Raw genomic sequence first — 19,786 nt, 5'->3', positions numbered from 1 at the left:
GCTCAGTTCCCGGCGGTGGCGGCGGCGGCGACCTGGCCCACGTCCGTGGCGGCGGCCGCGGACGGGGCGTTGATGACTTCGACCGCCGCGCCGTCGCGCAGCGTGACCTTGCCGGCGGTGACGACCTGCTCGCCTTCGGACAGGCCCCTGCGGATCTCGGCCAGCTCGCCGCTCAGGTGCCCGAGCTCGACCGGCACGCGCACGGCCTTGTTCTCGCGAACGGCGTACACCGAGGCCTGGCCGGCGTCCTCGACCAGGGCCGCGCGCGGCACGGTCAGGGCATTGGCGCGCTGGTCGTAGACCACCTCGATGCGGCCGAACATGCCCGGGCGCAGGCCCTGGCCGCCCGGGAAGGCGGTGACGACGCGGAAGGTGCCGCTGCCGCCGTCGACCACCGGGCTGACGCGGTCGATGACGCCTTCGAACACCTGTCCCGGCAGGGCGTCGGCCACCATGCGAACGGCCAGGCCTTCGCGCATCGTCGCCAGGTCGCGCTCGGGCACGTTGAGCACGGCCTCCAGGCGCGAGTCGTCGATGATGCGGAACAGCGAGGAGTTGAGCTGGATCAGGTTGCCGGGCTTGACCGCGCGGCTGGCGATGACGCCGTCGATGGGCGCGACGATGTTGGTGTACGACAGCTCGAGCTGGGCGATCTGGTAGGCCGCGCGCGCGGCCTCGAGGTCGAAGCGGATCTGGTCGCTGGCCTCGGCGCTGACCATCTTGGAGGCCAGCAGCTCCTGCGAACGGCGGTAGTTGTTCTCGAGCTTGCTGACGGTGGCGCGGGCGCGCTCCATCTCCAGGCGCGGGCGGTCGGGGTCGATGCGCGCCAGCACCTGGCCGGCCTTCACCTTGTCGCCCTCCTCGGCCAGCAGCTGCAGCAGCACGCCGGAGGTCTTGGCCACCACCTGGGCCTCGGACGGCGCCTCGAGGTTGGCGGTGCCGGTGTAGCTGGCCGAGATCGGGCGGCGCGCCACGGCGGCCACTTCGACGGCCACCGCCTCGACCTTCTTTTCCGCGGGCTTGCCGTCGGCGGTCTTGGCGGCCTCGGCGCCTTCACCCGAGGGGGCGCCACCGCCCCCGCAGCCAGCCAGGGCCAGGGAAATCGCCAGCGCCAGGGCGGCGGCGGTGCGGGACAGGGGGACGCGGCGGGAAGTCTTCATGGGCAGGGCTTCTGGCGGGGGTGTTTTAGTTGAATAGGACAGTACAGCTCGGGCGGGTCGGTGCGCATATGCCGGAAGTCCATGTGACGGCCGGATCGTCCCCCCGGCGCTCCCCGGACCAACCCCCTCGTCTAGCGTCCGATGCTGCGGCTATACTTTCGGTTTAACGCCGCCCGACCCTTTCGAGCCGGAACGACACCTGATGAAGCGAATCCTGTTGCCCGCCGCCAGCCTCGTGCTCGCCCTCGCCGCCCTGCCCGCCGCCGCCAGCGGCGACCCGGAAAACGGCAAGGCCCTGTTCTACACCTGCACCGGCTGCCACGGCATCGCCGACTACAAGAACGCCTACCCGACCTACCGCGTGCCCAAGGTCGGCGGCCAGAACGAGGCCTACCTCGTGGCCGCGCTGGTCGCCTACAAGAAGGGCGAGCGCAAGCACCCGACCATGCAGGCCCAGGCCGAGTCCTTCTCCGACCAGGAGATCGCCGACATCGCCGCCTACCTGTCCAGCATCAAGCCGGCGAAGTGAGGGCCGCGAAAATGACCAACGTCCGCCGCATCGCCCTGGTTTCCCTGCTCGCCCTCGCCGCGCCGGCCTTCGCTGCCGCGCCCAAGGGCAACGTCGCCGCCGGCCAGGAGAAGTCCAAGTCCTGCGCCGCCTGCCACGGCCCCACCGGCAACGAGTCGCTCGACCCGAGCTACCCGAAGCTGGCCGGCCAGTACCCCGAGTACCTGGCCAAGTCGCTGCGCGACTATCGTTCCGGCGACCGCCAGAACGCCATCATGGCCGGCATGGCCGCGCCGCTGAGCGACGCCGACATCGACGACCTCTCGGCGTTCTACGCCGCCCAGAAGGGCGACCTGCGCGACCTGAGCAAGATCGACGAGCGCTGATCCGCGCCCGACGCATCAATAAAAGGCCCCGCATCGCGGGGCCTTTTCTTTTCGTCCCGGCGCGGCCTCAGCCCGGCGGCATCGCGTCCTTCGCCGGCGGCTTGCGGCACTCGCGATCGTAGAGCGCGCGCGTGCGCCGCCACTCTTCCTGGCTTCCCGGACCGACGATGCGCTCCCACCACAGCGCGCACTGGCGCTGCTCTTCGGCACTGAGCGTGTCCGGGTCGTCGCCGGCGTTGACCACGTAGCCGTCGTTGTTGTTGACGAAGCCGCAGGCGCCGCCGGCGGCGAGCACGACCACCGTGCAACGCAGCTTGGTGCCGGGGCTGCCGGGAATGGGAATGTCCACGGTGCCGGTGGTGGCCTCGACGGCCCGCTCCAGCAGTTCGGTCAGCACGTCCTTGGTGGGCCGCCAGTTGGCATCGAACTGGGTCGGCGTGTACTCCAGCACCGGACGCCGCTTCATGAAGGCTTCGGACTCGGCCAGGCCGGGCAGCTGGAAGCCGAACTGCTTGTCGGCGCCATCGGCGCCCGCGATCTGGTCGCGCACCTCGTCGGGCAGCACCAGCGAACCGTCGGGGTTGTAGAGCGAGAGCGCACCACCCGGCGGACCCGCGCGCGGCGTCGGCTCGACGGCGATCAGCGCGCCGGCGGGCGGCGGCATCGCGGCCTCCGCGGCCAGGGGCGCCTCGGCCGGCTCGTCGGCGAAATCGAGTTCGATCGGCTCGAGCGTGACCGGGTCGACCGCGATGCGGGTCTTCTTCTTTTCCGGCGCCAGCGTCGGCGCCTCGACCTGCAGGCGCTCCGGCGCGGCGCTGGGCAGCGCTTCCTCGACGGCCATGTCCACCGTCACCGGAACCGGCACGGGCAGCACCGACTCGGGCCGGGGCGTGTCGACCTCGACCGCATCCAGCACCGGCCGGTCGATCGTCGGCAGCGGAATGTCCGGTCGCGGCGCGGGGATTTCGACCGGCTGGGGTTCGGTGTCGGGCAGCGGTTCCGGCTGGGGCTCGGGTTCGGGCTCGGGTTCGGGTTCCGGCTCGGGTTCGACCGTGGGCTCAGGCTCAGGTTCCGGCGTCGGCTCGGGTTCGGGTTCCGGCGTGGGCTCCGGCTCGGGCACCGGTTCGGGCTCCGTGACGGGTTCGGGTTCGGGTTCTGGCTCAGGCTCGGGCTCGGGCTCGGGCTCGGGCTCGGGCTCAGGCTCGGGCAAGGGCTCGGGAAACAGCAGCACCATCGTCGTCTCGCGCTGCGGCGGCAGCGAATCGGTGAAGCGGTTGTTGTCGAGCATCCAGAAGGCCAGCAGGTGGCCGCCGAGGATGAGCAGGAAGATGCCGATGCGCTGCGAGAGCGGCATCGGATCGACGTCGGGGATCGGGCGCCAGCGATGGTCGGCATCGACCAGGTCTTGCGCGGGGTCGCGTTGCTCGATGTCGTCGCTCACGGGCCGGCGTCTGGGGAGGGCCCGCAGAGACTACCGGCAAGCCACGCAAAAAATCGGTTAAGCCGTGAACCCGCCGGACGGCGATATTCAGCCGCGGGCTATGTAGGGCGCGCTGCCGGTGCTGTGGTCGGTGGCGTCGCGCACGGCGGTCACCTCGGGGAAACGCGCCACCATCTGCTTTTCGATGCCCTGCTTGAGCGTGACGTCGGCCATGCCGCAACCGTGGCAGCCGCCGCCGAAACGCAGGTACACGACACCGTCGGCGTCGATCGAATCGAGCGCGACGCGTCCCTTGTGCGAAGCCAGCTGCGGGTTGATCTCCGACTCGATCATCCAGCGCACGCGCTCGACCAGGCTGGCGTTGCCCGCCGGCGCCTCGCCCTTGATGCGCGGGGCGCGGATGCTGAGCTGGCCGCCGGTGGCATTGGCGGCGAAATCGATTTCGGCGGCATCCAGCCAGGGCACGCTGTCGGAGTCGACATACAGCACGAAACCCTGGCACTCGATGGCCCACTCGTCGCCGCGCAGGTCGACCGGCTCGCAGAACTCCAGGCGCGCGTCGGCGCGAGGCGTGCCGGGCTCGACGGCCGAGAGGCGGATGCCCACCACGTCGCCACCCTGCGATTCGAGCAGGCGGCGGAAGTAACCCTGTGCAGCGTCGGTGAGGTTGATCATGGCGCGCATTCTACCGCCGCGACCTATACTTCGCCCCTCCCGGACCGGAACGCTGTCATGACCACGATCAATGAACTCGCCGACCGCCGCTGCCAGCCGCTCAAGGGCCCGCAGCACCAGCTCGACGCCGCCACCGTGGCCACCCGCCTTGCCGCCCTGCCCGGCTGGTCGGCCATCGAGGACGGCGCGGCCATCAGCAAGACCTTCCGCTTCCCGGACTACCACCGCACGATGGCCTTCGTGAACGCGCTGGCCTACGTCGCCCACGCCGAGGACCACCACCCCGACCTGGGCGTGCACTACGACCGCGCCGTGGTGCGCTTTTCCACCCACGACGTGGGCGGCCTGAGCGAAAACGACTTCACCTGCGCCGCGAAAGCCGAGCGGCTCGCCGCGCAGTCCCGCTGAAGGCCCTGCCTCACCTCAGCCGAGGCGATCGAGCACGGCGGTGAGTTCGTCGGCCAGCGGCGCGTTGATGAGGTAGGGCTTGGCGCCACCCTCGAGGGCGAACTCGATCGAGGCCGCGTGCAGGAACAGCCGGCGCAGGCCGGCCTGCTCGGCCAGGCGCTTGTTGGCCTCGCGGTCGCCGTATTTCTCGTCGCCGGCCACCGGGTGGCCCAGGTGCGCCGCGTGCACGCGGATCTGGTGGGTGCGGCCGGTTTCGATGCGCACCTCGCAGAAACTGTGGCCGCCGCGGCGCTCGAGCACCTTGAAGTGGCTGGTCGAGGGCTTGCCGGAGGGATCGACCCGCACCATGCGCTCGCCGCCCTGCAGCACCGACTTCTGCAGCGGCGCGTCCACCGTCAGCGTGCCGTTGGGCACCCGCCCCACCAGCAGCGCCAGGTAGCGCTTGGCCGGGCCCTCGTCGTCCTCGCCGGCGCGCATCAGGGCCTGCAGCTCGAGCAGGGCCGAGCGCTTCTTGGCCAGCACCAGCACGCCCGAGGTGTCCCGGTCCAGGCGGTGCACCAGTTCCAGCGGCTCGTCCGGGCGCAGCGCCCGCAGCGCCTCGATGACGCCGAAGCTGATGCCGCTGCCGCCGTGGGTGGCGATGCCGCTGGGCTTGTTGAGGGCCAGGATGGCCTTGTCCTCGAACACGATGCTGGCCGCCAGGCGCTCGAGCATGCCCTTGGGCGGGGTCCGGGCCTCGCCCGGGGCCTCGAGCCGGACCGGCGGGATGCGCACCTCGTCGCCCCCGGCCAGGCGGCTGTCGGCCTTGGCCCGCTTGCCGTTGATGCGCACCTGCCCGCTGCGCACCAGCTTGTAGACCAGGCTGCGCGGGGCGCCCTTTAGCTGCAGCAGCAGGAAATTGTCCAGCCGCTGGCCGTCCCGGTCCGCCGGGACCCGGACCAGTCTCACGCCGGTCGAGACATCGTTTGCCGCCATGGGGGTTGCCCCTATACAATCGCTTCGCGAGATAACGTCCTGATTTCGAAGGGGCTCCCCGGCCGAAAGCCGACCCCGCCGAATCCCGAGGAACCGCTACCACACCCCACGGGGGTGACCATGTTAGCCGGTGCCGAAGGCGGACGGATATTGCCGCCGGCCTGCGGGCCTGCGAACACCGGACGCCGCCAGGCGGGGTCCGGGCCCAACGACCGAACAAAACAAGACAAGCGCTCCCGTGGGTTCGCCCAAGGTTTGTAGCGCTGGAAGTTCCTGCCAGGCCCGGGTGCGCAACGCGCCCCGGGCCCGAAACATCGGGCGCGGACCCCGGCGTTCCTCGCGGTAGAGCGCGTGAGGAATCCACCATGAAGCGTATGCTGATCAATGCCACGCAGGCCGAAGAACTGCGCGTGGCGATCGTCGATGGCCAGAACCTGTACGACATCGACATCGAGCAGCCCTCGAAAGAGCAGAAGAAGTCCAACATCTACAAGGGCCGCATCGTCCGGCTCGAGCCGTCCCTCGAGGCGGCCTTCGTTGAATACGGCGGCGAGCGCCACGGCTTCCTGCCGCTGAAGGAAATCTCCCGCGACTACTTCGTGCCCGGCGTCGACCCGAACAAGGCCGGCCTGAAGGAGTTCCTGCGCGAAGGCCAGGAAGTGGTCGTGCAGGTGGACAAGGAGGAGCGCGGCAACAAGGGCGCCGCCCTGACCACCTTCATCTCGCTGGCCGGCCGCTACATGGTGCTGATGCCCAACTCGCCCACCGCCGGCGGCGTCTCGCGCCGGGTCGAGGGCGACGACCGCGCCGCCCTCAAGGAGGCGATGGACGCGCTGACCATCCCCGAGGAGATGGGCGTGATCATCCGCACCGCCGGCGTCGGCCGCGCCGCCGACGAGCTGCAGTGGGACCTGGACTACCTGCTGCAGGTCTGGAAGTCGATCACCGATGCCGCCCTGAGCAAGCCGGCGCCCTTCCTGATCTACCAGGAATCGCGCCTGATCATCCGCGCCCTGCGCGACTACCTGCGCGCCGACGTGGGCGAGATCCTGGTCGACACCAGGGAGCTCTACGACGAAGCGCGCGACTTCATGCAGTCGGTGATGCCGCAGAACCTGCGCAAGCTCAAGTTCTACGAAGACCCGACGCCGCTGTTCAACCGCTACCAGATCGAATCGCAGATCGAGAACGCCTACGAGCGCCAGGTCCGCCTGCCCTCGGGTGGCTCGATCGTGGTCGACCAGACCGAGGCGCTGACCGCCATCGACGTCAACTCGGCGCGCGCCACCAAGGGCGGCGACATCGAGGAGACGGCGTTCAACACCAACCTCGAGGCCGCCGACGAGGTGGCCCGCCAGATGCGCCTGCGCGACCTGGGCGGCCTGGTGGTGATCGACTTCATCGACATGAGCTCGGGCAAGCACCAGCGCCAGGTCGAGGAGCGCCTGCAGCAGGCGCTCAAGCAGGACCGCGCCCGCGTGCAGATCGGCCGCATCTCGCGCTTCGGCCTGCTCGAGATGAGCCGCCAGCGCCTGCGTCCGTCGCTGGGCGAATCGAGCCAGATCGTCTGCCCGCGCTGCGAAGGCCACGGCCGCATGCGCAGCGTCGAGTCGCTGTCGCTGTCGATCCTGCGCCTGCTCGAGGAGCACGCGATGAAGGAGAACACCGGGCAGGTGCTGGTGCAGGCCCCGCCGGAAATCGCCAACTACCTGCTCAACGAGAAGCGCCGCGCCCTGATCGAGATCGAGCAGCGCCACGAGGCGCCGGTGGTCATCGTCGCCGACGACCAGCTCGAGACGCCGCACTTCAACATCAGCCGCCTGCGCGAGAACGAGCTGGGCGAGGAGTCGGGCAAGCCCAGCTACCACCGCACCACCCCGCGCAAGCTGGCCGTGCATTCGCTGACCAAGGCCCACATCAACGTGCCCGACCTGCCGGCCGTCACCGCCGTGCGCCCGCCGAACCCGGCGCCGGTGCGCGAAGAGGCGCCCGCCCCGCAGGCCGCCCCGGCCCCGGTGTTCGTGCAGGCCCCGGCGCCCAAGCGCGGCTTCTTCGCCCGCCTGATGGCCGTCTTCACCGGCGACGACGCGCCGGCCGCCGAGGCGGCGCAGCCGCGCCGCGGCGAGCGCAACGGCCGCGACGAGCGCGCCGAGCGCAACGAGCGCGGTGGTCGCCGCGAGCGTGGCGAGCGCGGCAACCGCCGCGAGCGCATCGAGCGCGACCGCGGCGGCAAGCCGCAGCAGGCGCAGGGCCAGGCCCAGCCGCAGGGCCAGGGCAAGGGCAAGCCGCCCAAGCCCGAGCGCAGCGAGGAGCAGAAGAAGCTCGAGGAGGCCAAGCGCCTCGAGGCGCAGCAGCGCCGCGAAGAGAACCAGAAGAAGGACGCCGAGCGCCGCGAGCAGCAGCGCCAGGAGAACATCCGGCGTGAGCAGGAGCGCCGCGAGGCGCGCGCCGCCCGCCAGGCGGCCGAAGCCGCCGGCGGCGTGGCCGGTGTTGCGCTGGCCGAAGGCGCCGCGGCCGAAACCCTGGACGACGTCGACAGCGCCGTGTCCGCCGCCGAGGTGGTCGAGGGCGTGGCCGTGCCGGGCGCCGAGGGCGCCGCGGCCGAGGGCACCGGCCGTCGTCGTCGCGGTCGTCGCGGTGGCCGTCGTCGCCGTCGTGGCGATGGCACGCCGGGCGAAGGCCAGGCCCATGGCGAGGACGGGCTGGACGATTCCGGCGATGCCGGCGACGAGGATGGCGAAGGCTCGGCCGAAGGCGAGGCCGCGCCGCGGGCCGTCGCCGCTGCGCCGGTGAGCGCCTCCGAGTCTGACTTCGATGACCTCGGTCCGGCCCCGGTGGCCGCGCCGGTCGTGACGGCGGCGGCTCCGGTGGTCGCTGCCGCGGCGCCGGCGGTTGTCGCGGCCGTTGTTTCGGTCGACGTACCGCCGGCCGATGCGATGGAGTCGGTGGAAGCCGCGCCCGCACCGCTGGCGCCGGCGAACGAGCCGGTGGTGGTTGAGCTTGCTGCTGCCGAGACCGCTGACGTCGAGCCGGTGGTGGAAGCGCCGGCTGCGCTGGAAACCGTCGAAGCCCCGGCCCCCGTGGTGGTGCCGGCGGCCACGCAGGCCCCGGCCAACGGCTTCAGCCTGACGCCGCCCGCGCCGATGCAGCCGAGCCTGATCCCGCTCGAGGCCGAGCCGCTGGCCGCGGCCCCGGTGGCGCCCCAGGCCGAGCCGGCGCCCGAGCTGCCGGCCGCGCCGGACTGGACGCTGGCCGAACCCGGCCAGCCGGACGCGAACGCGCCCGAAAAGAACGGCTGAGCTCCCCACTCCGTTCCAAGACAAAGGCGCCGCAAGGCGCCTTTGTTCTTTCCGGATGCCTGGCCCCGACTAGACCGTCAGCGCCGACGCCGGATCGCAGACGCCGTGCTGGCCGGCCAGGCGCGCCAGCGCGATGGCGTCGCGGATGCCGAGCTTTTCGTACAGGCGGTATTTGTGGGTGGCCACCGTCTTGCCGCTGAGGCTGAGGCGACGGCCGATTTCCTCCATGCGCAGGCCCTGGCACAGCAGGCGCGCCACCTGCAACTCGCGCGGCGAGAGCTGGTCGAAGGGCGAAGCCTGGCCGCCGAAGCCGTCGAAGGCCATGCGCTGGGCCACGTCGGTGGCGAGGTAGCGGCGGCCGCGGAACACGTCGCGCACCGCCCGCAGCAGCTCCTGCGGGTCGCAACCCTTGCCCAGGTAGCCCGACGCACCCGCCTCGATGAGTCGCCGCGGCATCGGCCCGTCTTCCTGGATCGAAACGATGACCACGCGCACGCCGAGGTCGGAGCGCACCAGGCGCTCGGTGACATCCAGCCCGCTGATGCCCGGAAGGTGCAGGTCGCACAGCACCACGTCGGGCCGCAGCTTGCGGATGCGCGCCAGCGCTTCCTCGCCGGTGGCGGCCTCGCCGACGATCTCGACCTCGCCGCCCTGCTCGAGGATGAGCCGGTAGCCGGTGCGCACCAGCGCGTGGTCGTCGATGATGAAGACTCGGATCACTTGCGGTCCCTCCCCGGACTCGTGAACCACGCTAGGCCAGGCACCCGGCCACGGCAATGGCAAGACTCCCTTATGCCGTTAAGCGATTTCCTACGCCACGCAAGCATCGGCAACCCGGTTATCCGGAGCGGACAAACTCGCGGGCCGTCGTGAATCGGCAGGCGCGGCAGCCGAGAATTCCTACCCAGCCCGCCGCCAAGCGCCGACGCCCCCGACGCGCCGGCCACGCCATGCTCGACCATCCCGCCACCTTCGGAGCCGGCATGACGCCCCGCCCCGGACCGTTCCAGCGCCTCGGCCTGCTCCTGCTGTCGCTGGCGCTTCCGGCGCTGATGCTCGTGGTCACCGCCGCCTGCCTGTTCGCGCTCACCACGATGGGAAACCACGACCGGAGCCTGGTCTGGGTGCAGGGCACGCCGCAGCAGCTGCAAGCGCTGGAGCAGTACGTCACCGGCCACCCGGTGTTCCGCCACGGCCGCGTCGAGGCCGGTGCCTTCGAGCGCCATCGCCCGCGCAGCTGCCCGCCCGACATGGTTTCGGCCAGCTTCTCGCGCCTGCACGACTACGAGTTGCTGGTGGCCAAGACCACGCTCGACGGCCTGGTGCGCGAGTCGGGCGCCACGCCCTGCCGCGCCCACGCCTTCGTCTTCAACGACCTGCCCAACCCGCTGGTGCCGGGCGAATGGAGCGACTCGCTGGCGATGGTGCTGCTGATGCTGTTGCTGCCCAGCGGCACGGTGCTGGTGGCGTGGTGGTCGTGCGGCGCGCAGCACGGCCTGCCGCGCCTGGCGGGCAGCGACCGCCCGGCGCCGTCCACCCTGGCGCTGGCGCTGGCGGTCGCCGTGCTGGGCCTGGCATGGGTGGGCGTGCTCGAGGCGCTGTGGCCACTGCTCGTCGGCGAGCCGGCGCACGCGCTGCGCCTGCCCTCGTTCTCGATCGGCATGCTGCTGGTCGCCGCGGTGTACGCGCCTTTCCTCGAGGAAGTCGCTTTCCGCGGCTGGCTGGTGCCCATCGCCCGCCGCGCCATCGGCGCCGTGCCGGCGGCCGGGTTGTCCGCCCTCGCCTACGCCGCGGTGCACCTGCCGGGCGGCGCGGCGGGGGCGCTGGCCGCACTGGGCCTGGGCGCGCTGCTGGCGGCATTGTTCCTGCGCACCCGCTCGGTGCTCGCCTGCATCATCGCGCACGGTGGATACAACGGCGCGGCGCTGGCGCTGCGCGATGCCGGCCTGCTCTGAGTTCAGGTCAGCAGCAGCTTCAGGCCCGCCACCACCAGCACCGCGGCCAGCAGTCGCCGGATCACCAGGCCCGGCAACCGGCGGCTGCCCAGCCACGATCCCAGCAGGCCACCACCGACAACGGCCACCACGAACGCCGGAAACTCCACGGGAAGCACCGCCAGCCCGCCGCCGCTCCAGGCCAGTCCCAGCAGGCCGGCGCTCGAATTGAGCAGGATGAAGGGTGCCGACACCGCCGCCGCCGACGGTGCCCGCGCCCAGCCCGAGAGCACCAGCAGCGGCGTGAGGAAGATGCCGCCGCCGGTGCCCGTCAGGCCCGCGAGCAGGCCGAGCAGCGCGCCCACGACCAGCGCCAGCGAGGTGGACGGCGGGCGCGGCGCCCGTTCGGCCGGCTTGCGCAGCAGCAGCTGCAGCGCCGAGAGCAGCAGCACGATGCCGACCAGCACCTGGAACAGTCGCAGCGGCACGTCCAGCGAGCCACCGAGGGCCGCCATCGGCATCGCCGCCAGCGCGAAGGGCCAGAACAGGCGCCAGGAGAAATGACCGGCGCGCCAGAACTGCCAGGTGGCGATGCTGGCCACGACCACGTTCAGCGCCAGCGCCAGCGGCCGGATCTCGGCCGGCGCCAGCCCCGCCAGCGTCATCACCGCGATATAGCCCGACGCCCCGGCGTGGCCGACGCTCGAATACAGCAGCGCCACGACGGCGACCGCGAGCAGCAGCCAGGCGAGCAGCGTCGCGTCCACGTCAGCCCTCCGCGGTTGGCGGAAGAGGTGGGATTCGAACCCACGGAAGGTTTGACCCTTCGCCGGTTTTCAAGACCGGTGCCTTAAACCGCTCGGCCACTCTTCCCCGCTTTCGCATGGCGCCGCGCCTAGGGCGACGGCGGCATTTTTTCACAGGGCACGCCGCCGGGCGTGCCGCACTTGAGCTTGCTGTCCTGGATCTTGGCGGGCAGCACTTCGGCCAGGAAGTCGATGAAGGCGCGCACCGCCGGCAGCAGGCCGCGGCGCGAGGGGTAGATGGCGTGGCAGATGCCCTGCGGCAGGTTCCAGTCCGGCAGGACGACCTCGAGCTCGCCGTTGCGGATGGCCTCGGCGCAGCTGAGTTCGGGCAGCAGCACCACGCCCAGGCCGTCGCGCGCGGCGGCCAGCAGCAGCGGGAAGTCCTGGGCCATCAGGGCCGGGGTCAGGTCCACGCGCTGCACCTGCCCCTCGGGGCCGTGCAGGGTCCAGCGCTGGCGGGCGTCGTCCTCGCTCATGCTCAGCGTGGTGTGGCCGGCCAGGTCGGCGGGCAGCTTCGGGCGGCCCACGCGGTCGAGGTAGCGCGGGCTGGCCACCAGCAGCTCGCGCAGCTGGCCGAAGCTGCGCGCCACCATCTCGCCGTCGTCGGTGAGCTGGCTGCGCACGCGCAGGGCCACGTCGAAGCCCTCCTGGATCACGTCCACGCGGCGGTTGCTCACGTGCAGCTGGATGCGCACCTGCGGGTGCTGCTTCATGAAGCCCGGCAGCAGCGGCGCCAGCAGCTCCTGCGCCAGCGCCACCGGGCAGCTGACCTTGATGATGCCGCGCGGCGCGGCGCTGACGCGGTCGACCGCCTCGCGCGCGGCCTGGGCCTCGGCGAGCATGGTCTGGGCGTGGCGGTACACGCTCTGCCCCACCTCGGTGACCGCGAACTTGCGGGTCGAACGCTGCAGCAGGCGCACGCCCAGGTCGGACTCGAGCTGGGCGATGCGCCGGCTCAGGCGCGACTTGGGCACGCCCAGGGCGCGCTCGGCCGCGGCGAAGCCGCCGTGTTCGACCACCATCGCGAAGAACTGCAGGTCGTTGAGGTCCGGGTGGTTCATCCGATGCGCTCCTGGCCGCCCATGTAGGGACGCAGCACGGCGGGCACCTCGATGCTGCCGTCGGCGTTCTGGTAGTTCTCCATCACCGCGATCAGGGCGCGGCCAACCGCCACGCCGGAACCGTTGAGCGTGTGCAGCGGCTCGGGCTTGCCGGTGGCCGGGTTGCGCCAGCGGGCCTGCATGCGGCGCGCCTGGAAGTCGCCACAGTTCGAGCAGCTGCTGATCTCGCGGTAGGTGCCCTGGCTGGGCAGCCACACCTCGAGGTCGTAGGTCTTGCGGGCGCCGAAGCCCATGTCGCCGGTGCACAGCAGCACCTTGCGGTACGGCAGGCCCAGCTTCTCGAGAACCACTTCGGCGCAGCGCGTCATGCGCTCGTGCTCCGCGTCAGACTCGTGCGGGCGCGCGATCGAGACCAGCTCCACCTTCTCGAACTGATGCTGGCGGATCATGCCGCGGGTGTCGCGGCCGTGGCTGCCGGCCTCGGCGCGGAAGCACATCGAATGCGCGCTCAGGCGCATCGGCAGCGCGGCGTCCTCGACGATTTCGTCGCGCACCAGGTTGGTCAGCGGCACTTCGCTGGTGGGGATCAGGTAGCGGCGCGAGTCGCCCACGTCGGTGGCGAACAGGTCTTCCTCGAACTTGGGCAGCTGGCCGGTGCCCTGCATGCTCTCGGCGTTGACGATCAGCGGCACGTTGGCCTCGAGGTAGCCGTGCTCGCCGGTGTGCAGTTCGAGCATGAACTGGGCCAGGGCGCGGTGCAGGCGCGCGAGCTGGCCACGCAGCACGGTGAAGCGCGCGCCGCTGAGCCTGGCGCCGGCGTCGCCGTCGAGCCAGCCGTCGCGGGCACCGAGCTCGACGTGGTCCTTCACGGCGAAATCAAACGCGCGCGGCGTGCCCCAGCGCGAGACTTCCTGGTTCTGGGTTTCATCGCTGCCCGGCGGCACGCTTTCGTGCGGCAGGTTCGGAATGGCCAGGGCGATCGCGTCGAGTTCGGCGCGGATGGCTTCCAGGCGCGCTTCCGAGGCCTTGAGCTCGTCGGCCAGGCCGGCCACTTCGGCCATCAGCGCGCTGGTGTCCTCGCCCTTGGCCTTGGCCATGCCGATGGCCTTGGAGCGGGTGTTGCGCAGGTTCTGCAGCTCCTGCGTGCGGGTCTGGATCTGCTTGCGCTCGGCTTCCAGGCGCTCAAGGCCGGCGACGTCGAGCTCGAAGCCGCGGGTGGCCTTCAGGCGCGCGGCGGTGTCGGCGAGCTGGCCGCGCAGGAGCTGGGGATCGAGCATGGGATCATTCCGGAAATGAAACGGGCCGGTTCATTATCGCGCCCTCACGGCGGCGTCCGCAACGAAAAACATGGCTAATCCGGGCCCGTCGGCGCATGCTTCCGGGGCTGGGCGCGCATCCTGTGCGGCCACCGGACGGAGACGACCATGCGCCCGCAAGTCATGACCGAGCCGGTCCGCCTCGCCCGCCGCGTGGTCGAGCTGACCGGCTGCTCGCGCAGCGAGGCCGAGCTGTACGTGCAGGGCGGCTGGGTCACGGTGGACGGCGTCGTGGTCGAGGCGCCCCAGCACCCCGTGGGCGATGAGGTCGTGGCCTTGCTGCCGGGCGCCCGCCCGGAGCCGGCCGAGCCGGCCACGCTGCTGCTGCACAAGCCGGCCGGCTTCGACATGGACGCCGGGCCGGAGGCCGCGCTGGCCCTGCTGGCGCCCGAACACCGCTGGCCCGAGGACGCCTCCGGCTGGCGCCTGCTGCGCCGGCATTTCCAGCGCCTGTCGCCGGCCATGGCCATCGAGCCCGCGGCCAGCGGCCTGGTGGTCTACAGCCAGGACGGCCGCGTGCTGCGCAAGCTGGCCGAGGACGGCAACAAGCTCGAGCAGGAATGGCTGGTCGACGTCGAGGGCGAACTGGCGCCCTACGGCTGGAACCGCCTCGTCGGCGGCACGAGCTTCAACGGCTGGCCGGTGGCGCCGTTCAAGGTGAGCTGGCAGAGCGAGCAGCGCCTGCGCTTCGCCATCAAGGGCGTGCGGCCGGGCCTGCTCGAGCACCTGTGCGCCGAAGTGGGCCTGCGCGCCACCGCGATGCGGCGGCTGCGCCTGGGGCGCATCGCGCTGTCGAAGATGCCCGCCGGGCAGTGGCGCTACCTGCCGGTGCTGGAACGCTTCTGAGCGACGCTCAGACCGGCCGCAGCCACTGCGCCAGCCGCGCACCGGCCCAGACCAGCGCCAGCCCGGCCACCAGCGTCAGCGCCAGGTAGGCCATCACCTGCCCGGATCGTCCCTCGCGGGCATACAGCAGGCACTCAAGCATCAGCGCCGAATAGGTGGTGAAGCCACCGAGCAGGCCCACCACCAGGAAACCGCGCAGCAGCATCGCGCCCTCGCCGCGCTCCTGCAGCCACACCACGATGAAGCCGGCCAGGAAACTGCCCAGCAGGTTCACCGCGAGCGTGCCCCAAGGCAGGCCAGTGCCGAGCTGGCGCAGCAGCCAGGCGCCCATCAGGTGGCGCGCGCCGGCGCCGAGCGCGCCGCCTGCCATCACCATGCCCAGCAGCGGCCAGTTCATGCCTTGCCTCCACGTGCGGCCGCCCGCGCGGCGCGCAGGCGGTCGAGTTTTTCCCTGAGCTTGATCTCGAGGCCGCGCTCGACCGGGTGGTAGTACTCGCGCTCGCCCATCGCGTCGGGAAACGCGGTCTGGTCGAGGGCGATGCCTTCGGGCGCGTCGTGGTCGTACTGGTAGCCGCTGCCGTAACCGAGCTGCTTCATCAATTTGGTCGGGGCATTGCGCAGGTGCAGGGGCACGTCCTGCGTGCCGGTCTCGCGCACGTCGGCCTGGGCGGCCTTGAAGGCCACGTAGCCGGCGTTGGACTTGGCGGTGCTGGCGAGATAAAGCACCACCTGCGCCAGCGCCAGGTCGCCCTCGGGGCTGCCCAGGCGCTCGTAGGCGTCCCACGCTTCGAGGGCCATCTGCAGCGCGCGCGGGTCGGCCAGGCCGATGTCCTCCACCGCCATGCGGGTGATGCGCCGCGCCAGGTAACCCGGGTCGCAGCCGCCGTCGAGCATGCGCACGAACCAGTACAGCGCGGCGTCGGGGTTGGAGCTGCGCACGGACTTGTGCAGGGCCGAGATCTGGTCGTAGAACTGCTCGCCGCCCTTGTCGAAGCGGCGCGTGCGGTCGGCCAGCACCTGCACCAGCGTCGCCTCGGTGATCTCCCCGCCCTCGTCCGCGGCCAGCTCGGCGGCGATCTCGAGCAGGGTCAGCGCGCGGCGCACGTCGCCGTCGGCGGCGCCGGCGATCTCGCGCAGGCGCGCCTCGTCGACGCGGATGCCCTGCCCGCCCAGGCCCCGGCCCTCGTCCCCAAGCGCGCGCTGCAGCGCCTGCACGATGTCCTCGGCCGACACGGCCTCGAGCACGTGCACGCGGCAGCGCGAGAGCAGCGCCGAGTTGAGTTCGAAGCTGGGGTTCTCGGTGGTGGCGCCGACGAACAGGATGCTGCCGCGCTCGATGTGCGGCAGGAAGGCGTCCTGCTGGGCCTTGTTGAAGCGGTGCACCTCGTCCACGAACAGCACCGTGCGCTGCCCCTGGCCGAAGCGCGCCTCGGCCGCCGCCAGCACCTCGCGCACCTGCGGCAGGCCGGAGAGCACGGCGGAGATGGCGACGAATTCGGCCTCGGCATAGCGCGCCAGCAGCAGGGCCAGCGTCGTCTTGCCGCAGCCCGGCGGGCCCCAGAGGATCATCGAATGCACGCGGCCCGACTCGACCGCCCGGCGCAGCGCCGAGCCCGGCGCCAGCAGGCGGCGCTGGCCCACCATTTCATCCAGCGAGGCCGGGCGCATGCGCTCGGCCAGCGGCTTGAGGGCCTCTGGGGCCTGGAACAGGGAGTCGCTGGCGGGGGCTTTGCGCGTCACGCCGCCAGTTTAGCGCCGCTCACTCGCCCAGCGGGATGACCTCGGCGGCGCGGATCTGCTCGCCGACCACCTCGGTGCCCTTCGGCGGCACGAAGGCGAAGGTACCGGCGGCGAAGGGCGGGTTGCGCTGCCAGGCGCCGAAGCGCACCTCGGTGCGCTGGCCCAGGCCGTCGAACATCTCCATCACCGCCAGGCCCTTGCCGTCGAAGCCCAGGCGGGCGCGCTCGAAGGGCGCGTCCTCGGCCTGGCGCGGCGACAGCTCGAGCCAGGACAGGCCATTGGCGCTGGCGCCCTCGGCCACCTTGAACTGGCGCTCGAGCTCGGTCGGGTCGATGAGCACCGACAGCGGGCTGCCCTGCTCCTCCAGCGACTGCTTGCGCACCGTCACCTGCTCGAGGTCGGGGTCGTGGATCCAGACATGGTCGCCGTCGGCGACGATCAGCTGCGGGTACGGCTGCAGCACTTCCCAGCGGAACTGCCGCGGCTTGTTGAGCTTGACCGTGCCAGTGGCCATTTCGACCATGCGCTTGTCCGGGTCGTAGACGCGCTGCTCGAAAGTGGTCGACAGGCCCTGCACGCCCTGGCTGAAGGCGTCGAGCTGGGCGCGCGCGCCGGCCTGGGCCAGCGGGGCGGCAAGGGCGAGCACGAGCAGGGCGAGAAGGCGCATGGGTCTGGATCCGTGGCGTGGTTGCAGGCGAGTGTGGCGCGGCGCGGCTGAACAAAGAACGGCGCGCCGGCGCCCGGTTTAGCGACCGCTCAGCGCGGTGGCGGCGGCGCGATGACCTTGCGGTCGCCGTTGTGCTCGGGCGGCGAGACGATGCCCGCGGCCTCCATCGCCTCGATCAGGCGGGCGGCGCGGTTGTAGCCGATCTTCAGGCGCCGCTGCACGCCCGAGATGGACGCGCGGCGGGTCTCGGTGACCACCTTCACCGCCTCGTCGTAGAGCGGGTCGGACTCGTCGCCGGCGCCGCCGCCCGATTCGGGCAGGCCGGTGGGGCCGATCACCACGCCGTCGCCCATGGACTGCACGTCCTCGAGCACGCCCTCGATGTAGTCCGGGCCGCTGCTGTTCTGGCGCAGGAAGGCCACCACGCGGTGCACCTCGTCGTCGCTGACGAAGGCGCCGTGCACGCGCTCGGGCATGGCCGTGCCCGGCGGCAGGTAGAGCATGTCGCCGTTGCCCAGCAGCGTCTCGGCACCCGACTGGTCGAGAATCGTGCGCGAGTCGATCTTCGAGCTCACCTGGAAGGCGATGCGGGTCGGGATGTTGGCCTTGATCAGGCCGGTGATCACGTCCACCGACGGGCGCTGGGTGGCCAGGATCAGGTGGATGCCGGCGGCGCGGGCCTTCTGCGCCAGGCGGGCGATGAGCTCCTCGACCTTCTTGCCGACGATCATCATCATGTCGGCGAATTCGTCGATGAACACGACGATGTAGGGCAGCGGCTCGAGCGGGCGCGGCACCTCGCCCAGTTCCGGGTTGGGGCGGAACAGCGGGTCGACCAGCGGCTGGCCGGCGTCCTGGGCGTCCTTGACCTTGCGGTTGAAGCCGGCCAGGTTGCGCACGCCGACCGCGCTCATCAGCTTGTAGCGCCGCTCCATCTCGGCCACGCACCAGCGCAGGCCGTTGGCGGCCTCCTTCATGTCGGTGACCACGGGCGCGAGCAGGTGCGGGATGTTCTGGTAGACCGAGAGCTCGAGCATCTTCGGGTCGATCATCAGCATGCGCACGTCCTTGGCGCTGCTCTTGTAGAGCAGGCTCAGGACCATGGCGTTGACGCCCACCGACTTGCCCGAACCGGTGGTGCCCGCCACCAGCAGGTGCGGCATGCGCGCCAGGTCGACCACCACCGGGCGGCCGGCGATGTCCTTGCCCAGGGCCATGGCCAGGGGCGAGGTGACCTTGTCGTATTCCTTCGAGCGCAGGATTTCGCTGAGGTAGATCGTCTCGCGGTGGGCGTTGGGGATTTCCAGGCCGACCACGGACTTGCCCGGGATCACGTCCACCACGCGCACCGACTTCACGCTCAGGCCGCGGGCGATGTCCTTGTCGAGCGAGCTGATCTGGCTGCCCTTCACGCCCGGCGCCGGTTCCATCTCGAAGCGGGTGATCACCGGGCCCGGGTAGGCGCCGACCACCTGCACCTCGACACGGAAGTCCTTGAGCTTGAATTCGATCTGGCGCGAAAGGGTTTCCAGCGTCTCCTCGGAATAGCCCTTGGGCTGCTCCTTGGGGTCGTCGAGCAGCGACAGCGGCGGCAGGCCGTCGCCGCCGGCGGCGTTGAACAGCGGGATCTGCTGCTCGCGCTGGGCGCGCTCGGACTTCTCGATCACGGGTTTCGGCGGCGGCTCGATGTACACCGGCTCGCGCTTGGCGCGCTTGACCGTCTCGACCTTGCGCACCACCTCGCGCTCCTCGCGCATGGCGCGGGCGCGCTGCCACTCGGCCGCCTGGCGGGTGCCGGTGCCCAGGCGCCGCGCGAGCGCCAGCACCTGGCCGCCGATCCAGTCCATCAGCGCGAACCAGCTCAGGCCAGTGGCCAGGGTGACCGACATCAGCAGCACGGCCAGCAGGAACAGGTTGCCGCCCATCACGCCGAACACGCTGCGCATCGAATCGCCGACCAGGCCGCCGAGGATGCCGCCCGAACCCGCCGGCAGGTCGGGCGCGGCGCCGCCGAGCACGTGGGCCAGGCCGCAGCCGGTCACCAGGAAACCGACGATGCCGACCAGGCGCAGGGCCGGGCCGAAGTCCACCCGGCCGTCGCCGTCGGAGTCGAGGCCGAAAAGGGCGATCCAGGCCACGCCGCCCAGCACCACCGGCAGCGTGTAGGAGATGTAGCCGAACAGCGAAAAGGCCATGTCGGCGAGGTAGGCGCCGACGTAGCCACCGATGTTGTGCAGCGGCCCGGCGACCGAGCCGCTGCGCGACAGGCCCGGGTCGTCGGTGTGGTAGCTGAGCAGGCTGGCCAGCAGATAGAGCAGCAGCGGCGAGATCGCGACGAGCGCGAGTTCGCGCCAGAGTTTCTGGCGGCGGTCGGTGCCGGTTTTGCTGGTTCGATCGGGAGAGCGCGCCACCGAGAGAAATTGCCTCAGCTAAACGTGATAGACGGCTGTTTATACAGCAGTTCGCGCCCCCGCGCCCACTGCCCCCCGGCACGGTCGCGCAACAGCGCGGACCAGCCATTCGCCTTGATTTGCCCCGGCGAGGCCGACAAGCTACGTGGCCTT

At 71.3% G+C, this 19,786-nt stretch carries 18 protein-coding genes and 1 tRNA gene; 6 read left to right on the top strand and 13 right to left on the bottom strand.

The window, feature by feature from the left end:
- Positions 1 to 2 precede the first annotated feature (2 nt).
- Positions 3 to 1,160 (bottom strand): efflux RND transporter periplasmic adaptor subunit, encoded by a 1,158-nt coding sequence (locus tag ABS41_RS10805; RefSeq protein WP_290593802.1) that lies wholly within the window; start codon positions 1,158 to 1,160, stop codon positions 3 to 5.
- 202 nt (positions 1,161 to 1,362) lie between these two features.
- On the opposite strand from ABS41_RS10805, the gene ABS41_RS10800 reads away from it, so the two are divergent.
- Positions 1,363 to 1,689, top strand: a complete 327-nt coding sequence (locus ABS41_RS10800) for a cytochrome c (RefSeq protein ID WP_290593800.1) — start codon at positions 1,363 to 1,365, stop codon at positions 1,687 to 1,689.
- Between the two features lie 11 nt (positions 1,690 to 1,700).
- A complete protein-coding gene (locus ABS41_RS10795; protein ID WP_290593798.1) occupies positions 1,701 to 2,054 on the top strand; it encodes a cytochrome c in 354 nt (117 codons plus the stop codon).
- Positions 2,055 to 2,121: 67 nt separating this feature from the next.
- Here ABS41_RS10795 and ABS41_RS10790 read toward each other — a convergent pair whose 3' ends face one another.
- Positions 2,122 to 3,495 carry a hypothetical protein gene (locus ABS41_RS10790; RefSeq protein WP_290593796.1) on the bottom strand — a complete coding sequence of 458 codons (1,374 nt, stop codon included), beginning with the start codon at positions 3,493 to 3,495 and terminating at the stop codon, positions 2,122 to 2,124.
- A gap of 87 nt (positions 3,496 to 3,582) precedes the next feature.
- A complete protein-coding gene (locus ABS41_RS10785) occupies positions 3,583 to 4,170 on the bottom strand; it encodes an NfuA family Fe-S biogenesis protein (protein WP_290593794.1) in 588 nt (195 codons plus the stop codon).
- A gap of 57 nt (positions 4,171 to 4,227) precedes the next feature.
- Between ABS41_RS10785 and ABS41_RS10780 the strand changes: the two genes are divergently transcribed.
- A complete protein-coding gene (locus ABS41_RS10780) occupies positions 4,228 to 4,578 on the top strand; it encodes a 4a-hydroxytetrahydrobiopterin dehydratase (RefSeq protein WP_290593792.1) in 351 nt (116 codons plus the stop codon).
- Between the two features lie 15 nt (positions 4,579 to 4,593).
- Here the strand turns inward: ABS41_RS10780 and ABS41_RS10775 are convergent, their stop codons facing one another.
- The gene (locus ABS41_RS10775) at positions 4,594 to 5,553 is read right to left on the bottom strand and encodes an RluA family pseudouridine synthase (protein ID WP_290593788.1); all 960 of its coding nucleotides are present in this window, start codon (positions 5,551 to 5,553) and stop codon (positions 4,594 to 4,596) included.
- 365 nt (positions 5,554 to 5,918) lie between these two features.
- Between ABS41_RS10775 and ABS41_RS10770 the strand changes: the two genes are divergently transcribed.
- On the top strand, positions 5,919 to 8,852 hold the full coding sequence (locus ABS41_RS10770; RefSeq protein ID WP_290593786.1) for an Rne/Rng family ribonuclease: 2,934 nt from the start codon (positions 5,919 to 5,921) through the stop codon (positions 8,850 to 8,852).
- A 69-nt stretch (positions 8,853 to 8,921) separates the two neighbouring features.
- Here the strand turns inward: ABS41_RS10770 and ABS41_RS10765 are convergent, their stop codons facing one another.
- Complete coding sequence (locus tag ABS41_RS10765; RefSeq protein WP_290593784.1) at positions 8,922 to 9,572, bottom strand: response regulator; 651 nt, start codon at positions 9,570 to 9,572, stop codon at positions 8,922 to 8,924.
- A 263-nt stretch (positions 9,573 to 9,835) separates the two neighbouring features.
- Between ABS41_RS10765 and ABS41_RS10760 the strand changes: the two genes are divergently transcribed.
- On the top strand, positions 9,836 to 10,807 hold the full coding sequence (locus tag ABS41_RS10760; protein WP_290593782.1) for a CPBP family intramembrane glutamic endopeptidase: 972 nt from the start codon (positions 9,836 to 9,838) through the stop codon (positions 10,805 to 10,807).
- Positions 10,808 to 10,809: 2 nt separating this feature from the next.
- On the opposite strand, the gene ABS41_RS10755 is transcribed toward ABS41_RS10760, so the two are convergent.
- The 4 genes from ABS41_RS10755 to serS all read right to left on the bottom strand — a co-directional run bounded on the left by ABS41_RS10755 (position 10,810) and on the right by serS (position 13,930).
- Entirely contained in the window at positions 10,810 to 11,553 is a 744-nt protein-coding gene (locus tag ABS41_RS10755; RefSeq protein ID WP_290593780.1) for a TSUP family transporter, read from the bottom strand.
- A gap of 16 nt (positions 11,554 to 11,569) precedes the next feature.
- Positions 11,570 to 11,659: transfer RNA gene (locus ABS41_RS10750), tRNA-Ser, on the bottom strand.
- Between the two features lie 22 nt (positions 11,660 to 11,681).
- Complete coding sequence (locus ABS41_RS10745; protein WP_290593778.1) at positions 11,682 to 12,653, bottom strand: LysR family transcriptional regulator; 972 nt, start codon at positions 12,651 to 12,653, stop codon at positions 11,682 to 11,684.
- A complete protein-coding gene (gene serS / locus ABS41_RS10740; RefSeq protein WP_290593776.1) occupies positions 12,650 to 13,930 on the bottom strand; it encodes a serine--tRNA ligase in 1,281 nt (426 codons plus the stop codon). The genes ABS41_RS10745 and serS overlap by 4 nt, the downstream gene beginning before the upstream one ends.
- 162 nt (positions 13,931 to 14,092) lie before the next feature.
- On the opposite strand from serS, the gene ABS41_RS10735 reads away from it, so the two are divergent.
- Positions 14,093 to 14,815 carry an RNA pseudouridine synthase gene (locus ABS41_RS10735; RefSeq protein ID WP_290594453.1) on the top strand — a complete coding sequence of 241 codons (723 nt, stop codon included), beginning with the start codon at positions 14,093 to 14,095 and terminating at the stop codon, positions 14,813 to 14,815.
- Positions 14,816 to 14,822: 7 nt separating this feature from the next.
- On the opposite strand, the gene crcB is transcribed toward ABS41_RS10735, so the two are convergent.
- The 4 genes from crcB to ABS41_RS10715 all read right to left on the bottom strand — a co-directional run bounded on the left by crcB (position 14,823) and on the right by ABS41_RS10715 (position 19,651).
- Entirely contained in the window at positions 14,823 to 15,212 is a 390-nt protein-coding gene (crcB, locus tag ABS41_RS10730) for a fluoride efflux transporter CrcB (protein ID WP_290593774.1), read from the bottom strand.
- Positions 15,209 to 16,483 (bottom strand): replication-associated recombination protein A, encoded by a 1,275-nt coding sequence (locus tag ABS41_RS10725; RefSeq protein ID WP_290594451.1) that lies wholly within the window; start codon positions 16,481 to 16,483, stop codon positions 15,209 to 15,211. Before ABS41_RS10725 ends, crcB begins: the two co-directional genes overlap by 4 nt.
- Before the next feature lie 91 nt (positions 16,484 to 16,574).
- Entirely contained in the window at positions 16,575 to 17,222 is a 648-nt protein-coding gene (locus ABS41_RS10720) for an outer membrane lipoprotein carrier protein LolA (protein WP_290593772.1), read from the bottom strand.
- Positions 17,223 to 17,311: 89 nt separating this feature from the next.
- Complete coding sequence (locus ABS41_RS10715) at positions 17,312 to 19,651, bottom strand: DNA translocase FtsK (RefSeq protein ID WP_290594449.1); 2,340 nt, start codon at positions 19,649 to 19,651, stop codon at positions 17,312 to 17,314.
- Positions 19,652 to 19,786 lie beyond the last annotated feature (135 nt).

Source organism: Arenimonas sp. SCN 70-307 (genome assembly GCF_001724815.1).
Classification (GTDB): domain Bacteria; phylum Pseudomonadota; class Gammaproteobacteria; order Xanthomonadales; family Xanthomonadaceae; genus Arenimonas.
The sequence above is the reverse complement of the archived record's forward strand: the minus strand, read 5'-3'. Positions and strand labels throughout refer to the sequence as shown.

Bases quoted from the DNA above. Each gene is read 5' to 3' on its own strand.
- ABS41_RS10720 (WP_290593772.1), bottom strand. From the start codon at position 17,222: ATGCGCCTTCTCGCCCTGCTCGTGCTCGCCCTTGCCGCCCCGCTGGCC.
- ABS41_RS10760 (WP_290593782.1), top strand. From the start codon at position 9,836: ATGACGCCCCGCCCCGGACCGTTCCAGCGCCTCGGCCTGCTCCTGCTG.
- ABS41_RS10745 (WP_290593778.1), bottom strand. From the start codon at position 12,653: ATGAACCACCCGGACCTCAACGACCTGCAGTTCTTCGCGATGGTGGTC.
- ABS41_RS10805 (WP_290593802.1), bottom strand. From the start codon at position 1,160: ATGAAGACTTCCCGCCGCGTCCCCCTGTCCCGCACCGCCGCCGCCCTG.
- ABS41_RS10785 (WP_290593794.1), bottom strand. From the start codon at position 4,170: ATGATCAACCTCACCGACGCTGCACAGGGTTACTTCCGCCGCCTGCTC.
- ABS41_RS10795 (WP_290593798.1), top strand. From the start codon at position 1,701: ATGACCAACGTCCGCCGCATCGCCCTGGTTTCCCTGCTCGCCCTCGCC.
- crcB (WP_290593774.1), bottom strand. From the start codon at position 15,212: ATGAACTGGCCGCTGCTGGGCATGGTGATGGCAGGCGGCGCGCTCGGC.
- ABS41_RS10775 (WP_290593788.1), bottom strand. From the start codon at position 5,553: ATGGCGGCAAACGATGTCTCGACCGGCGTGAGACTGGTCCGGGTCCCG.
- serS (WP_290593776.1), bottom strand. From the start codon at position 13,930: ATGCTCGATCCCCAGCTCCTGCGCGGCCAGCTCGCCGACACCGCCGCG.
- ABS41_RS10725 (WP_290594451.1), bottom strand. From the start codon at position 16,483: ATGCGCCCGGCCTCGCTGGATGAAATGGTGGGCCAGCGCCGCCTGCTG.
- ABS41_RS10800 (WP_290593800.1), top strand. From the start codon at position 1,363: ATGAAGCGAATCCTGTTGCCCGCCGCCAGCCTCGTGCTCGCCCTCGCC.
- ABS41_RS10735 (WP_290594453.1), top strand. From the start codon at position 14,093: ATGACCGAGCCGGTCCGCCTCGCCCGCCGCGTGGTCGAGCTGACCGGC.
- ABS41_RS10770 (WP_290593786.1), top strand. From the start codon at position 5,919: ATGAAGCGTATGCTGATCAATGCCACGCAGGCCGAAGAACTGCGCGTG.
- ABS41_RS10780 (WP_290593792.1), top strand. From the start codon at position 4,228: ATGACCACGATCAATGAACTCGCCGACCGCCGCTGCCAGCCGCTCAAG.